This is a genomic window from Cerasicoccus sp. TK19100 (genome assembly GCF_027257155.1).
GTDB lineage: Bacteria > Verrucomicrobiota > Verrucomicrobiia > Opitutales > Cerasicoccaceae > Cerasicoccus > Cerasicoccus fimbriatus.
In genome coordinates this window covers 489,196-503,661 of record NZ_JAPWDU010000004.1, presented here as the reverse complement: position 1 = coordinate 503,661, position 14,466 = coordinate 489,196, and the positions used below count along the sequence as shown (strand labels likewise).

Here is a 14,466-nt window from a genome sequence, read left to right as displayed (position 1 = left end):
ATGTCCCATTTCGAAACAGCAATACTGGAGGGCGACGCTTCGTCGTCGCCGCCCATTGCCTCTCCGAACGACGGCGACGACGAAGCGTCGCCCTCCAGTGGACATCGTCTTAGGGTAGGGACGGTTGCCCCCAACCGTCCGCCACGTCTCGGTGGCCCGTTGGATGGAACGCGGACGGTTGAGGGCAACCGTCCCTACCTTTCCAGCATGTTGAAACTGCCCGTTAGGGATAACGGGCGCTACCTTTACACATTTCTCTAAAGACCCATGACTCCCCAATCCATTTTCAAAAAAACGCGTCCGAATGTCAGTGGCGCGACGGTGTTCGATAACGAGTTTCCGGTCGGTGAGAATCCCGGTGTTTGCTGCGAGGCCGAAGACCTACGGGATGACCTGATTGGCATTCCCGAGCAGTCGGAGATCGATGTCGTGCGGCACTTCACGAACCTCTCGCGTCAGGCGCACGGCGTCGACAACGGGCCGTATCCGCTGGGTTCTTGCACGATGAAGTATAACCCGAAGCGCAACGACAAGCTCGCTATGCTCGACGGCTTTGGGAAGGTGCACCCTCGCCAGCCGGCCGACTCGATGCAGGGCGTTTGGCAGATGCTGTGGGACTTGCAAACTTACATTGCCGAGCTCACCGGTATGGACGCCGTGACGCTGCAGCCCGCCGCCGGCGCACATGGCGAGTTCACGGGGCTGCTCGTGATGAAGAAGCACTTTGAAAAGATCGGGCAGGCGCACCGCAAGGTCATCCTGATCCCCGACACCGCGCACGGCACCAACCCGGCCAGCGCAGCGATGTGCGGCTTTACCTGCAAGATCATCGCCACGAGCAAAGAGGGCATGATGGACCTCGACGCCTTCGAGGCCGCGCTCGATGAAAATGTCGCCGGGCTGATGATCACCAACCCGTCGACGCTGGGCCTCTTCGAGCAGAACATCGAAACCATCGCCAACAAGATCCACGACAACGGTTCGTTGCTTTACTACGACGGCGCGAACCTGAACGCGATCATGGGCCTCATCCGCCCGGGCGACATGGGCTTCGATGTCATCCACATCAACACGCACAAAACGCTGTCCACCCCGCACGGCGGTGGCGGCCCCGGCGCGGGCCCTTGCGGCGTGAAGCAATTCCTCGAGCCGTATTTGCCGACGCCGGTCATCCGCCCGATCGACGGCGCGCCGATGCCGGACTACGATCGCCCGGATTCCGTGGGCAAGGTCAAGACGCACTTTGGCCACATCGAGGTGCTGCTCCGCGCGTATTGCTACATCCTCGCCAACGGCGCCATCGGCCTGAAAACGGCGACCGAAAACGCCGTGCTCAACGCCAACTACATCAAGCACCAGCTGCAGGATTTGCTGCCCAATGTGTTCCCGCAAAACTGCATGCACGAATGCCTGCTGCACGGCGGCAGCCTCGACGTGCGCGGCGCGGATTTCGTGAAGCGGCTGATCGACTTCGGGGTCCACCCGCCGACACTGGTGGGCGCAGGCTGCGTCCACTTCGCCGAGGAGTTCGACGACGCCATGCTCATCGAGCCCACCGAAACCGAAAGCCTCGAATCGCTTAACTTCATGATCGAGCAATTCCGCAAGGTGGCCAGCGAAGCCAAGGTGGCACCCTACATGATCGAGACCGCCCCGCACACCGCCGCGACGGCCAAGATCATTGCGAACGAAGCCGCTTGGATGACCATCTACGACCCGGAGGAGGGGAAGTAGTGCGCAATTTTATTTTAACCACGAAGGACACGAAGAGCACGAATCCATGGAATTTAGTTCGAGCTTTTTATGACGTTTTTATCATTATGAATTACGTATTCAAACTTTGCGTCCTTCGTGCTCTTCGTGGTTAGAAGAATTGCCTAATTGGAAGTCATGCCCATCACCTACCAGCGCGACGCCCAGTTTGACCTCGATCAATTCATCGAGCTCTACCGCGTGTCAACCTTGGGCGAGCGGCGGCCGGTGGAGAATCGCGACGTCATGCAGGCGATGATGGAGCATGGCAACCTGACGATCACCGCGTGGGATGCCGAGAAGCTCGTCGGCATTGCGCGGACGTTGACGGATTTTGCCTACGTGGCCTACCTCGCGGATTTGGCCGTGCATGCCGATTACCAAAAGCGCGGTATCGGCGCGAAACTCGTTGAAGAAACCCGCGCTGCGCTGGAGCCGACGTGTTTCATCACGCTCTTGTCGGCACCGGCTGCGAATGATTTCTACCCGAAAATTGGTTTTGAGCAACATCCGCGTGCTTGGGTGATGAACCCCAAGTGACACAATGTGTAACTTGACAATCTGACTAACTTGGTCAACTGTCGAGCCATGCAAGTCAGCATCTATGAGGCTAAGACGCAGTTCTCCAAATTAGTGGAGGCGGTGGAGCGCGGGGAGGAAGTCATCGTTACCCGGCGTAATAAGCCAGTGGTTCGATTGACGCCGGCTGCTGAGCGACCCGCGTCGAGAATCGGGGGCTTGAAGGGGCGTAAGCTCAAGATGGGCGCTGGTTTTGACTCTGCGGAATCCAGTGAGCAGTTGGCGGATATCTTTGGCGTGGCGAAGCAATGAGCGCGGATGTCGCCAAGGTGCATGGCTGGTTGCTCGATACACATGCGCTGCTTTGGATGCTCTACGGTGACCGACGGCTCTCAAAAACTGCCCGCAAGCACATCGACGGCGAGTTGCCGGTTTATTATTCGACGGTCAGCTTTTGGGAAATCGCCATCAAGCGCGCCGGACCGGGCTTTGACTTTGAAATCGAGGACGAGTGGGATGTCCTCCTGCCCAAGGCCTTGAGCGATGCGGCGGTGATTCCATTGAACCCTGAAGCGCCTGATTGCCGTGCCATGGAGGATTTGGAGCTGCATCATCGCGACCCGTTTGACCGGATGATCATCGCACAGGCCAGCAAGCGAAAGTTGGGCATTTTGTCCAAAGACCGTAATTTTGACGCTTATCCAGTCTTGCGAGTCTGGTAGATTCCGCGAAAAATTGGGTTTGAGTCATGGGCCTGAGCGTGGATGCTTGTTAAATCAATTCGCTGATACTGACCGCCATACAATGAATCTCCCACCTTTTGAACCTCGCAAGGCGCGCATCCTCGTTGTTGAGGATACAAACATGATGCGCGTGATGATGCTGCGGCATTTGTCGCAGGCTGGTTATGAAAACGTTGACTCGGTCGAAGACGGTCAGCAGTGCCTGGACTACATTGCCGAGAAGCCGGTGGATCTGATTCTGCTCGATATCCAGATGCCGGTGCTCAATGGCTACGACACGCTCAAGGCGATCAAGGCCGATCCGAAATATAAGGACATTGCCGTGATCATGGTCACCGCCGTGGACAACATCGAGAGCGTTGCGCAGTGCATTGCTGACGGTGCCGAGGACTATATGGCCAAGCTCTTTAACCCGATCCTGCTCACTGCCAAGATCGACACCTCCCTCGAACTCCGCCATTTGCGCATGGCCGTCGCGGCCAACGCCTAGCCCCACATGGAACGCACGACCTTCCAGTTTCGCAGCATCCGATTACAGATCATGGTCTGCGTGGCGCTGCCGGTGGTGGCGACGATCGGGCTGATCTTCTACCTGATGCTGAGCGAGTTTTACAAACAGCTCGAAGAGGGCGCGCTCAAGAACATCAACCTCACCACCGAGCGCGCAGCGGAGGAAATCGACAAGACGAACCTGGAGACGGTCACCTTCCCCAAGACTATGGCTATGGCCCAGAAAAACGGGATGTTTGGGCAACGGGAGAACTCCATTCGCTACGCTCAGGAAATCTTGCAGGCACACCCGCAACTGACGGGGGCCTATTTCGGCTATGAGCCCAATGCCGACGGCGAGGACGCGACTTTTCTGGAGGTTGCCAGCGCTGATGAGCGCCGTGCCTTGACGGATACTGGCCGCTTTTTGCCTTATTGGTATCGCTCACATGAGGATGACTCGAAGCTGGAGCTGGAGCCACTCGTCGACATGGAGGAGAGCTTCTATTACCAAGGCGCGAAGAACTTGGCCCAAGGCGTTTCCGAGCTGCGGAACATATCGTTCGCCAACGAACTGAGCAAGCACTACAAGGCCAAGACCTCTCGCTCGGAGGACATCGTGAACGACTTGGTGATGGTCACCGAGCCTTACGTTTACGAGGGCAAGTTGATCGTTGAGCAGACTTACCCAATCGTGATCGACGGCGAGTTTAAAGGCATTGCGGGCGTTGACCGCGCGCTGGCCTACATGCAGAGCTATCTCGACAGTCTCAAGGAATACGAGACGGCGGAGTTCACGCTTATCAGCAAGCGCGGCCGGATCATCGCGAGTACCCGCGATGGCGATGTCGTTGACCCAGATGAGCTTTGGAAGGCCAAGCGCATCGAGGAAATCGTCGACAACGGGACGCTGCTTAATTTCTACAAAATGCGCGGCAATGCCGATGTGGAGCTGATCAAGGGCAACGACGGCGTGGAGCGTTTCTACGATGCGGCGAAGATTGCCACTGGCGATTGGACCCTCGTCATGAGCGTGGACAAGGCCGAAATTTACGCGCCCGTCAATGAGCGCATCGTCTTCATGGTGGCCGTGTCGTTGATGGGCCTGCTGCTCACCTTGGGCGTGATGGTCTGGCTGGCGAGTAATATTTCGCAGCGCATCTCACGGGCCGCTGCGCTTGCGACCCGCGTGGCCGAGGGCGATCTGACTGCGAAGGTGGAAATCGATTCCGAAGACGAGACGGGCCAACTGCTGCGCGCGATCAAGACCATGATCGGCAACCTGAATATCCTGATTAGCCAGGTGAAGGGGTCGAGCATGGGGCTGAGCTCGACGGCCACAAAAATCTCGTCCAACGCCAAGGCGCAGCAATCTGCGGTCAACGAGTTTGAGTCGTCGACGAATTCCATTGCCGCAGCGGTTAAGGAAATTTCTACGACCTCGCAGGAGCTTTCCAACACGATGAGCGACGTGACCAACAGCGCCAACGAAACGGCGGTGCTGGCGGACTCCGGGCGAAAGAGCCTGGAAGAAATGGAGGCGATGATGAATACCCTCGCCGAGGCCAATGATGCGATTTCGGGCAAGCTGTCCGTAATTAGTGCGCGCGCGAAAAATGTGAACCGCGTCATCACGACGATTACCACGGTGGCCGACCAGACGAATTTGCTTTCGCTCAATGCGGCAATCGAGGCTGAGAAAGCCGGCGAATACGGCGTGGGCTTTTCAGTGGTCGCGCGGGAGATTCGCCGCCTGTCCGACCAGACCGCGGTCGCCACGCTCGACATCGAGCAAATGATCAAGGAAATGCATGCCTCGGTCGATAGCGGTGTCGTCGAGATGGAGCACTTTAGCGCTCAGATGAAGCAGAGCGTTAGTGGCGTGCAGACGGTCAGCGATCAGCTCGCGGCGATCATCAAGCACGTGCAGGAGCTGACGCGGCAGTTTGAATCCGTCAAGCAGGGCATGGACACGCAGTCTGTGGGTGCCCAGCATATCGACGACGCCATGCTCCAGCTAAAGGAGGCCGCGCGTTCGACTTCGGCCTCCATCGGCGGCTTTAACCAAGCAACAATGGACCTGCAGCAGGCAGTCAAGGTCCTCCGTGCCGGCATCGATAAGTTTGATACGAAGAACTGATAGCAGGGTAGGGTGCAGTTTCCTGGTGGCCCTTCTATTGATCTCAACTTGAGGTAGCGCAGGCGCGTCTCGCGCCGCACCCCATGCTGACGGCGTGCGCGGTTGGCTTCAGCCATCCGCATGTTGGTTTTGCTTAACCTTTTGGCCTACCAATACAAGTCGGCCTCTGAAGAGACCGACCTACGCCACTCCAATGGGGTGCGGCGCGAGACGCGCCTGCGCTACCTGATGATGCTAGACAAGCCATTTGCGCAGTGCGCAAATCTATCGATGCAACCGGAGGTTGCCAAAAACGCGCCTCCGGGGTGGAGACGCGTCTGGGTGAAATCGGTTCGAGAGAGACTTAGTATTGCCGATTGGGATCAGCCTGATTGTAGCGGCTGTTGGGGTTGGCCGGGTCCAGCGGGTTGCTGTTGACGGGAGTCGTCGGGCTGAAGGCCTTGTTCTGGGTCGGGCTGTCGTATTCATTGACTTGCGCGTCCATCTTCTCCTCGTTGGTCATCATGGGCTCGTTGGTGGTTGCTTCGGGTTCTTCCTTACAGCCGACCAGCGCGAAGCCAAGGCAAATGGTAATGAGTAAGTATTTCATGGCAAAAGATTAAAGGATCCGCCACGCCATGTCGCGCCAAAAACGCACCTGAACGCCAAAGAAAAACGCGCCCCCGGATGGAGGGCGCGTTTGGTTGAGAAGTTGCCATGGATCATTGAGCACCAAATACTCCCATGCTGATGTCGCCCGCTGGTGCGGCTAAAGTGATCTTTCCTGCTACGTGTAGATTTTCGCTCATCTCGACATCCCCGCTTTTGTAGACTGTCATTGCGTTGCTCGGGGTAGAGGAGTCGCCATTGCCGATTTCAAAAAGCGGATCAGCACTATTCCAGGTGTCAGGATTGCCAGCAGGGGTTAAGCCGTCGGCTTGGAGGTTGCGATTGTAGCGACCAATTACGGTGGTGTGCATCGAAGAAACCGTTAAGTTCTGGCCCAAGGCGTGTGCGTGGTCTCCGTCGACGAGATTCATTTCACCGAAAGCGAGGGAGAAATCGCCATTGGCTTCGTGCCCTTGGGGATCATGGGTAAAGCCACCCGTGTCGCTGCCGAGGCCGAACACCATGGAATGAAGGCCTGCAGTGCGGACTCTCTCACCAAAGGCAAATGAATGGTTACTCGATGTCCTTATGGCCGTGCCAAATGCAAAGGTGTAGTCCCCGTCTATTTCCATAGAAATCGTATAATCTTCATCATATGGGCGGTTTGCCCATTGGCTTCCGAACGCGAACGAACTTTCACCCAGCACAGTTACGCCGCCTACCGCCATGGAGTTCCTCGCTTGGGCGTCGGTGATGCCGCCGCTGAATGCAATGGAGTTCAATGCATTTGCATAGCCGCCGACTGCAAACGCATTCTGTGCATTTGCTTCGGCAAATCGGCCAAATGCGAAAGAGTAATTGGCCAGTGACTTTGCTCTGTAGCCGAATGCAAGGCTGTAAGAACCGCTGGCTTCACTAAATGAACCGTATGCGAACCCAGTTGAAGTTGGACCGCTACCTTTTAGTAGTAAGACTTCGCTATTATCGATATAGATTTTCCCGCTGACGGGATTTATCTCTATCATTGGAGACGATATGTCCTCACGGTCATAAAGAAGCAGTGCGCCGTTCTCAGTTAACTCCATTTGAGGAACGTATGTGGCAGGTGTAACGCCGTCATTGTATTCATGTCCCCAAATCCATTTGATTTCGCGTTGATCGCTTAGGAAATACATTTCTGACGGGTCATCATCGTAGATTCCGTCATCGATATCGTGAAATTCATATAGATCGTAAAATTTAAAATCTACTCCCTGTGTGCCAACAGTGGTAGGGTCGTCAAAGCGTATGATGCCATCGTTAATGTTAGTGGCGTATGAGGCTAAAGGAAGTAGGATGAGTGAGCTCAGGAAAATTGATTTCATGCTCTATTTTGTAATAGCGCATCACTTGGTAGCAACTTTACTTATTGCTTTAAGTGTTATTTAACTTGTACGTAACATTGTATAGGCTGAATTGCCTACAAAGAAAAACGCGCCCCCGGTAGGAGGGCGCGTTTGGTTGAAAACTGCGGGGCCGCTTAGGCGTTGTAGTTGGGGAGTTCCTTCGCAACGCGGTTGGCGGTGAAGGACATATACTTCGGCGTGCCGTTCTCGTAAGGGACCTGCACCTCGCCCTGGATGAGCGGGTTGGCATACTTGAAGAACTGGAAGTTGATGCTCACGCCGTCTTCGTTGATCCATTGGAGCGGGAAGGGCTTCTCGGCGTTGGCGACCTCGTCGAGGTTGGCCAGGCCGGTTTCGCAGCCGTAGAAATCGCTCTCGGTGCGAATCAGGGTGACCATCTTGTCAGTTACGCCTTGCTCCACGGCGGCCTTGACGGCAGCAACGCCAGCCAGGAAGGCTTCGTCGTTGTCGGTCTGGGAGGCGCAGTGAGCGGCGGCGCGCTGGGCGTAGCCGAGCTTCAGGGAGCGGGCGCGGACGTTGGCCAGATTGTTTTCCACGATCTCGCGCAGGTATTCACCGACGCCGCCGAGGTTACTGTGGCCAAAGCTGTCAGTGCTGCTGCCGGCGGCCAGGTAGTTGCCGTCCTGGTCGGTCAGGCCTTCACCCACGACGACCATGCAATACGGGCTCTTGCGGAGAACTTCCTGCACACGGGCCACGAAGGCTTCCGGGTTGAAGCGTACTTCCGGCATCAGGATCAGATGGGGCGGATCGTCCACTTCGTTGCGGCGCTTGGCGAGGCTGGCACCAGCGGTGATCCAGCCAGCGTTGCGGCCCATCACTTCGACGATGGAGACAAAGTCGTGCTTGCCCATGGCCTCGTGGTCGAGGGCCATTTCCTTAACGGTGGTCGCGATGTATTTAATCACGCTGCCGTAGCCGGGGCAGTGGTCGGTCATCGGCAGGTCGTTGTCGACCGTCTTCGGGATGCCGATCACGCGGAGGCCGTAGCCCTTTTCCTGGGCGAGTTTGGAAATCTTGTTGGCGGTGTCCTGCGAGTCGTTGCCGCCGATGTAGAAGAAGTAGCGGATGTTGTGCGCCTGGAACACTTGGAGCACGCGCTCGTAGTCTTCCGGGTTGGTGATTTTGTAGCGGCAGGAGCCGAGGGCGGAAGCCGGCGTGTAACGCAGGCCGCGAATGGCTTGCTGGGATTCCTCCGCGAGGTCGATCAGCTCTTCGTTCAGGATACCCTGAATGCCGTTAAGGCCGCCGTAGATTTCTTCGATGCACCCATGATTGAGCGCCTCGGTTACGACCCCAGCGAGGCTGGAGTTGATGACTGCGGTAGGGCCGCCGGATTGGGCGACCAGAACATTGCCGATAAGTTCTTCTGACATAGCTATAAAGGATTCGGGATCTGAAGCAAAACCGGAGACATTGGAGTCGCCCCAAAAACGATGCAACTTAAAAAACGGCTCGTTCGCTCGGTGCTGGTCAGGTCGGGGAGTTTGGGGGGAGTTGCGAGTGAGGAGTTGCGAGTTTGGGGCTGGGGTTGCGAGTTGTGTGTTGGACCGGGTGGTACCATTGAGTGAGGTTTTCGCTCCCGGGGTTGCACAAACGGCATTGGGCCTTGCCTTCCAACCGGTTTGCGGGCATGATTTCAGTATGAATAGTCGGTCGATCAGCAGCTCATAGGGCCAGTTAAGTATCGCCGACTGCGCGACCAAGTGTCGCCGACTGTTACTCGAAGTGTCGCCGACACTTATCCGAAGCGTCGCCGACGCTTCATCCCACACAAGGGGGTGTCTTGGTCTCATATACGCCCTTAAGTGCCTCTGACTCTCGGGCTTGTGTGGGCCTCACCACGGCCTAAAGATTCGGCAATGGAGCCACTGGAGCAGGGCGGTATGTAGCCACCCAAGATGAGCTGAAACTTACGAGCTGAGCCCAGTTCAATACTACTGACAACCAGACTCTATGACTCACAACCCTTGACGAACTAGCGGTTCACCGCCATTTTCGAGCGATGATATGCGCCTGCTTGCTGATCAGTTCGTGGGCTTGCGGGTGTAATCGATAACACTGCTCACTGATAGAAATGAAAAAAGGATGCCTGATTATTTTCGCGGCGGTTGCATTAGGCATAGTTGCTCTTATCGGTATAGCATGGTTCGGCCTTACCCATTATGAAACTGGTATAAACGAAAAGAAGTCGAATCTGGACTGGCTTCCTGCTGCGGCCGAGGATGTGACCTACTATGAAGGTTCGATGAATCAGCAAGCTGAGTTCTCAATCGATAAAGATGCGTTTCTCAGATGGTGCGAGGAGATGGAAAGACCATTGCAGAAGATCACTGAAAAAGAAAAAGGAAGTGACTACTCCGTCAGTAGACCACGTCGTATGCTCGAGCATGCGGGCGAGCTTGAGCCAATACCAGATTCAGAACGCTCTGATGACTTTGAAGAATACTTTTCCCACTACCGTAAAGAGTTCGATATCGGGGATTACTACTATTCTTTAGTTTACAGAAATAGTGGAGGATATTGGATAGGCTACGATGTCGGCGAAGGTAGAGCTTATTACCAACATGCACACAATTAATCGAATAGAGCGAACTAGGCGATGGTCTCAATTCCTTTCGCCTTACGCGCTTTAGTCTTGAGACATCTTAACGTTGAAAAATGGGATATCGAACGCATCGCCTTTATCGAATAAGTGAGTCGGTGGACTTGTTTGACGCGATAAAAAGCGCATCGAAGGCTACCGGTGTGTTTGTCCATCCCTATGATGGTCCGGGGAAATCGTTAATGCTTAGTGTTTCTGAGAAGGGAAGCGTCTACAGCATGGATCAGCCCTATGCTGACGGCGATGAGCATTTTTTTGAAGCCCTTGCTGTCGAATTGGAAGCAGCATATCTGAAAGCAGAGGTGATTGAGAACAATCATTGGGCATTCAGTCTGTTGCGAGGTGGTATCCTGCTAGACCGTTTCGATTCCTGTCCGGAGTATTTTTCTGCAGCGAGAGATGAGGCTATGGTTCGTTCTTTCGAGGGAAGGCCTGAAGTCCTTGCGGAGGTCTGGGGCATTGGAGTGAATGAGATTGAGAGATATTTTCGATGTTGGGGCCGGTTCTCAGACCTGGAGGGTTTCAAGATCACTCTCACTGGCCGAGCTTACGAATCGGATCAATGCGAGTATGGCGACTATTTCCAAATCTATGACTTTCTGTCCAAGCTGGGATTCGCTGAGAACTGGCGGTATCAGTTCGCTGTTAAAGTCCCGTCACGGAGATATGGAAAAGACTCATTTTTCAAGGAGGACTATTCTTCCTTGGATATCAACCAAGTCGTAGAGGATCCAAGGCAGGGAGGCCTCTTCGGATAAGGGGAGACTTCAACCAGGCAGTCGAGGACAACTCGGTTACGCGCTTCGTCTTCACGTCGCGTCTCTGTGTAGACGCCGTGACTGCTGCCGGTATCTCATCGATCGTTTCCCGCTTGCCATTCATTATTGGCGATAGGTGAAACGATGCCGATAAATGGCCACTAACCGCCACCCGCCTGATCCTTGATGGATACCACCAGGCGGTTGGCCAGCCAGACGAGGCGTTCGCAGCCGCCGAGGAGGTGGAGGGCGGCGGCTTGGTCTTCGCGGTTTACGTCTTGATTGGGCTCCAGGAAGTTTTCGCGGAGGCGGGCGAGCGCGCCGCCGCCGTCGGCGGAGACGTGGAGGGCCAGGTCGATGTCGTCTTCGTCGTGGGAGACGATGGCGTCGTAAATCGTTAGCCAGGCGGCTTCAAGGCCTTCCAAAGTGCGGTGGGCGAGGGATTCCGGGCCGCGGGCTTGTTGCTTGGCGCGGGGCAGGGCCTGGAAGAATTCCCGCTCCAGCGCGCAGATCAGGTCGTGCTGCTCCAGGGTACGGGCGAGGGTGCCGGCGTCTTTGCCGCTTTGGCGCTGGTCCATGAGTGCGTGGAGGACTTGGGAGACTTCCTCGGTGACCTTCTCGAAATTGCGGTGCAGGGTAAGCGCGGATTCCGGCGCATTGCCCTCGGGCCCGGAGGGAAGGCGGAAATAGCGACCCAGGCGACCGGCGAGGCGGCGGTGCTCCTGGGCGACAAGCTCCAGGCAGGCGGCGGGGTCTTCCTCGCAGCGTGGGTAAAGAAAGCGCGGGCGGTCGTCGGCCTCGTTGGACTCGGGCGGGTAGGTGCGCAGAAGCATTTTTTCCAGCTTCGGCTCAAAGATGAGTGTGGCGACGCTGGCGACAAGGCACCAGAGCAGGTTGACGATGGCCAGCTCTTGCGCTAGGGGCAGCTCGATGCTGCGCAGACCGGCGAGCACGGCCGGGACGCCGCCCCAAACCTCGATGAAAAACAACGGTGCGAGCACCGCCGTGCCGATCCAGCCGTAGTAAACCTGAAACATCGCCATCTGCTTGGCGGTGCCTTTGAGGCGCAGCGTGAGGATGTGGGTGATGAGCGTGGCACCGAGGTTGATGCCGTAGATCGCGATGACGGCCTCGTCCTCGCCCAGCAGCTCGGATTGCGCCAGGACGATGGTTACCAGCACCACGGCGTTGCCCGATTGCGCGACCACGGTGAGCAGCGTCGCGGCGAGGAACACGAGAATGTATTGCCCGTGGGCCCGCGACATCAGCTCGCTGAACCAATCGTGGTGGTAGAGCTGTTCGCCGGTCTCCTGCATCAGGAACAGGCCGAAAAATAACAGGCTAATCCCGAACACGAAGCCCACCGCGTCGCGCCAGTGTTTGGGCTGTTGAAACGCGTAAAGAATGCCCGCAATGCCGACGATGTAAGCCGTAAAAACGTTGAGCGGGAGCGTGAGGAAAAAGATCAGCACGCAGGTGCCGGGGTTGGACCAATTGAGCGCTGTCAGTGCGCGCCGGGCGGGGAGGAGCCCGGTGTTGACCATGCTAATCGTCAGGTAGGTGACAGCGGACGCGGTTTGCGCGATGGCACCAATGCAAAAGCCCCACCAGCCGGCTTTGACGGGGTTGTCCGTGAGGTTGGCGAAGATGTGGCGCAGCTTGCGCCCGGCCAATGCGCGGAGGTGACGGTCGAGCAGGGCGGTTCCGAAGAAAAACAGCCCGAGACCCGCAAGCATGGACCCGATCAGCGACGACATGTGCGCGAATGTAGCGCATTATCCCCTTGGAATCCAGCGTTTTAAGCGGGATTCTTCAAGCGCCCCGGCGCGGAGAGCCGGTGAATGTCAGCCGGACTGTCCGCGCGCTTTCTTTCAGGGGCGGGTTTTAGAAACCAATGCCAATGACGGTCAGAAGCATTAGCAAGCCGAGTCCGGCGATGACTGCGACGATGATCAATTTCTCCTTCGCACTCAGTTCGATGCCGTCCTCGTACGAGCTATGCTCCCGCTTGTCATGGTGGGGCAAATGCATGTCGGGGTTCATAGGTAAGTTTAACCCGAAAACGGCCTGCTCGCAAGTGTGCCCAATCCTCAGAAGACAGGCTAATGCTGGCCATTTTTTACGTGGCTTTGGCACTTGCCCGCTAAGTGACACGAAGGGGGATCGGCAAGGTGGGATGGTGGATGGGCTGGCGTGAATCCAAGTCTCCAGAATGGCCGCTGGATTTCGACTCAGCGAAACTTTGCGCGTCTTCGCGGGCAACAGAGTTTCATCGTGATCGGATGTAATCCGTTTCTCGCGGCTCCATTGTTGACAAAAAAAGAGCCCCGCCGCGCCAATAGGAAGGCGTCGACGGGGCAGGGAGGGAGGAGAGTTATTGAAATTAGTGGCCCGAGGCGATGGCCGATGGGGAGGAGTGCAGGATCACATTGATGTCGTCCACCTGAATGGAGCGCGGGTTGTAGTCCGTGCCCGCGGTGGGGTTCATGATCACGAATTGCGTGAGATCCGAGGCGCTCGCGGTTTGGAAGGGGAACGCGTTGTTTTCGGATTTGCGGAAATGGGTCAGCTCGGTTCGCTTTTTGAAATCGCCGCCTTGGATATACATGCTGATCTCGTCGCGTGAGTTGTCGATGGTCACCCAGAGGTCATACCAGACGTCGGGCTTAATTTCCGGGGCCGCGTCGCCATAAGACTTATTCATACGGCCGCGATTGTTGACGAGGATCAAGTCATTCGGCGTTTCGCCGAGGACCGCAAAGGTGGCGTTGGGGCGTGAGCCTTGGTCGGGGTTGCCGAGTGTCCAGCCAGCATTGATGCCGTCTTCGCTTTGCGGGAGGCGGCTGGTCATGCCGAATGCACCGCCCCAGTAACGGGAGTCGGATAGGCTGCGGAATTTCAGGTAAATGACGCCGGTAGCGCCTTCGGGGATGGACAGGTTGCCTTGGGTGGCGTTGGTGGCAATGGCTTGGCCGGGTCCGATCTGGGCTACGTGGTTGCCGTCTTCCAGCATGACAATCTTGGCTTGCTCAAAGGACGCAACGGGACGCCAGGACTGTGTTTTGGTGACGAGATCGCCATCGTTGTGGCTTTCAAAGTCATCAACTCCGGTCCAATCACCGGCAGTTGCGGTTTGAGCCAGGAATGCGCAGCCCACTAAAGCTCGCACAACGTTGAGGACGTTATTCATAGAAGGGGTGGTGAGAGTTTGTATTCTGGGGTATATCTTAACGCGTAACAGGTTTTTAACAATAGGGTCTTGCCGCTAAATGCAAGGGTTAATTGCTTGAGCCATCAGTTTGAATGGAAGCTTCTGTTATTGTTAAATAGTGCTTATTGAAGGGGTTTGTGTTTCTTAAGTGATTTTATTTCAATGGGTTGAGGTGGCTGATGGGCTTGTTTGATCGATCATGGTCAAAAGTTTGATTAGCGGGGGTAAATGACTAGTTATAGTGAAATTTAGTGA

15 protein-coding genes are annotated in these 14,466 nt (G+C 56.1%); 9 read left to right on the top strand and 6 right to left on the bottom strand.

Going from position 1 to position 14,466, the window contains the following annotated elements:
- The 7 genes from O3S85_RS12330 (at position 1) to O3S85_RS12300 (ending at position 5,643) form a co-directional block, all read left to right on the top strand.
- Positions 1 to 261, top strand: coding sequence for a hypothetical protein (locus O3S85_RS12330; protein ID WP_269540686.1), 261 nt, complete (start codon positions 1 to 3; stop codon positions 259 to 261).
- A gap of 6 nt (positions 262 to 267) precedes the next feature.
- Positions 268 to 1,734 (top strand): aminomethyl-transferring glycine dehydrogenase subunit GcvPB, encoded by a 1,467-nt coding sequence (gcvPB, locus tag O3S85_RS12325; RefSeq protein ID WP_269540685.1) that lies wholly within the window; start codon positions 268 to 270, stop codon positions 1,732 to 1,734.
- 156 nt (positions 1,735 to 1,890) lie between these two features.
- A complete protein-coding gene (locus tag O3S85_RS12320; protein ID WP_269540684.1) occupies positions 1,891 to 2,292 on the top strand; it encodes a GNAT family N-acetyltransferase in 402 nt (133 codons plus the stop codon).
- A 48-nt stretch (positions 2,293 to 2,340) separates the two neighbouring features.
- Positions 2,341 to 2,583, top strand: coding sequence for a type II toxin-antitoxin system Phd/YefM family antitoxin (locus O3S85_RS12315; protein ID WP_269540683.1), 243 nt, complete (start codon positions 2,341 to 2,343; stop codon positions 2,581 to 2,583).
- The gene (locus tag O3S85_RS12310) at positions 2,580 to 2,993 is read left to right on the top strand and encodes a type II toxin-antitoxin system VapC family toxin (RefSeq protein WP_269540682.1); all 414 of its coding nucleotides are present in this window, start codon (positions 2,580 to 2,582) and stop codon (positions 2,991 to 2,993) included. The genes O3S85_RS12315 and O3S85_RS12310 overlap by 4 nt, the downstream gene beginning before the upstream one ends.
- 82 nt (positions 2,994 to 3,075) lie before the next feature.
- Positions 3,076 to 3,504 carry a response regulator gene (locus O3S85_RS12305; protein WP_269540681.1) on the top strand — a complete coding sequence of 143 codons (429 nt, stop codon included), beginning with the start codon at positions 3,076 to 3,078 and terminating at the stop codon, positions 3,502 to 3,504.
- Between the two features lie 6 nt (positions 3,505 to 3,510).
- Positions 3,511 to 5,643: a methyl-accepting chemotaxis protein gene (locus O3S85_RS12300; RefSeq protein WP_269540680.1), complete on the top strand. Its 2,133-nt coding sequence runs from the start codon at positions 3,511 to 3,513 to the stop codon at positions 5,641 to 5,643.
- Between the two features lie 343 nt (positions 5,644 to 5,986).
- On the opposite strand, the gene O3S85_RS12295 is transcribed toward O3S85_RS12300, so the two are convergent.
- The 3 genes from O3S85_RS12295 to O3S85_RS12285 form a co-directional block, all read right to left on the bottom strand.
- The gene (locus O3S85_RS12295) at positions 5,987 to 6,232 is read right to left on the bottom strand and encodes a hypothetical protein (RefSeq protein WP_269540679.1); all 246 of its coding nucleotides are present in this window, start codon (positions 6,230 to 6,232) and stop codon (positions 5,987 to 5,989) included.
- A gap of 112 nt (positions 6,233 to 6,344) precedes the next feature.
- A complete protein-coding gene (locus tag O3S85_RS12290; RefSeq protein WP_269540678.1) occupies positions 6,345 to 7,595 on the bottom strand; it encodes a hypothetical protein in 1,251 nt (416 codons plus the stop codon).
- Positions 7,596 to 7,750: 155 nt separating this feature from the next.
- Positions 7,751 to 9,013, bottom strand: a complete 1,263-nt coding sequence (locus O3S85_RS12285; RefSeq protein WP_269540677.1) for a 6-phosphofructokinase — start codon at positions 9,011 to 9,013, stop codon at positions 7,751 to 7,753.
- A 701-nt stretch (positions 9,014 to 9,714) separates the two neighbouring features.
- On the opposite strand from O3S85_RS12285, the gene O3S85_RS12280 reads away from it, so the two are divergent.
- The gene (locus O3S85_RS12280) at positions 9,715 to 10,218 is read left to right on the top strand and encodes a hypothetical protein (protein ID WP_269540676.1); all 504 of its coding nucleotides are present in this window, start codon (positions 9,715 to 9,717) and stop codon (positions 10,216 to 10,218) included.
- A 122-nt stretch (positions 10,219 to 10,340) separates the two neighbouring features.
- On the top strand, positions 10,341 to 11,000 hold the full coding sequence (locus O3S85_RS12275) for a hypothetical protein (RefSeq protein WP_269540675.1): 660 nt from the start codon (positions 10,341 to 10,343) through the stop codon (positions 10,998 to 11,000).
- A 161-nt stretch (positions 11,001 to 11,161) separates the two neighbouring features.
- Here the strand turns inward: O3S85_RS12275 and O3S85_RS12270 are convergent, their stop codons facing one another.
- The 3 genes from O3S85_RS12270 to O3S85_RS12260 all read right to left on the bottom strand — a co-directional run bounded on the left by O3S85_RS12270 (position 11,162) and on the right by O3S85_RS12260 (position 14,190).
- Positions 11,162 to 12,757 carry a Na/Pi cotransporter family protein gene (locus tag O3S85_RS12270; RefSeq protein ID WP_269540674.1) on the bottom strand — a complete coding sequence of 532 codons (1,596 nt, stop codon included), beginning with the start codon at positions 12,755 to 12,757 and terminating at the stop codon, positions 11,162 to 11,164.
- 127 nt (positions 12,758 to 12,884) lie between these two features.
- Complete coding sequence (locus tag O3S85_RS12265; RefSeq protein ID WP_269540673.1) at positions 12,885 to 13,043, bottom strand: hypothetical protein; 159 nt, start codon at positions 13,041 to 13,043, stop codon at positions 12,885 to 12,887.
- Between the two features lie 340 nt (positions 13,044 to 13,383).
- Positions 13,384 to 14,190, bottom strand: a complete 807-nt coding sequence (locus tag O3S85_RS12260) for a hypothetical protein (RefSeq protein WP_269540672.1) — start codon at positions 14,188 to 14,190, stop codon at positions 13,384 to 13,386.
- Positions 14,191 to 14,466: the final 276 nt, after the last annotated feature.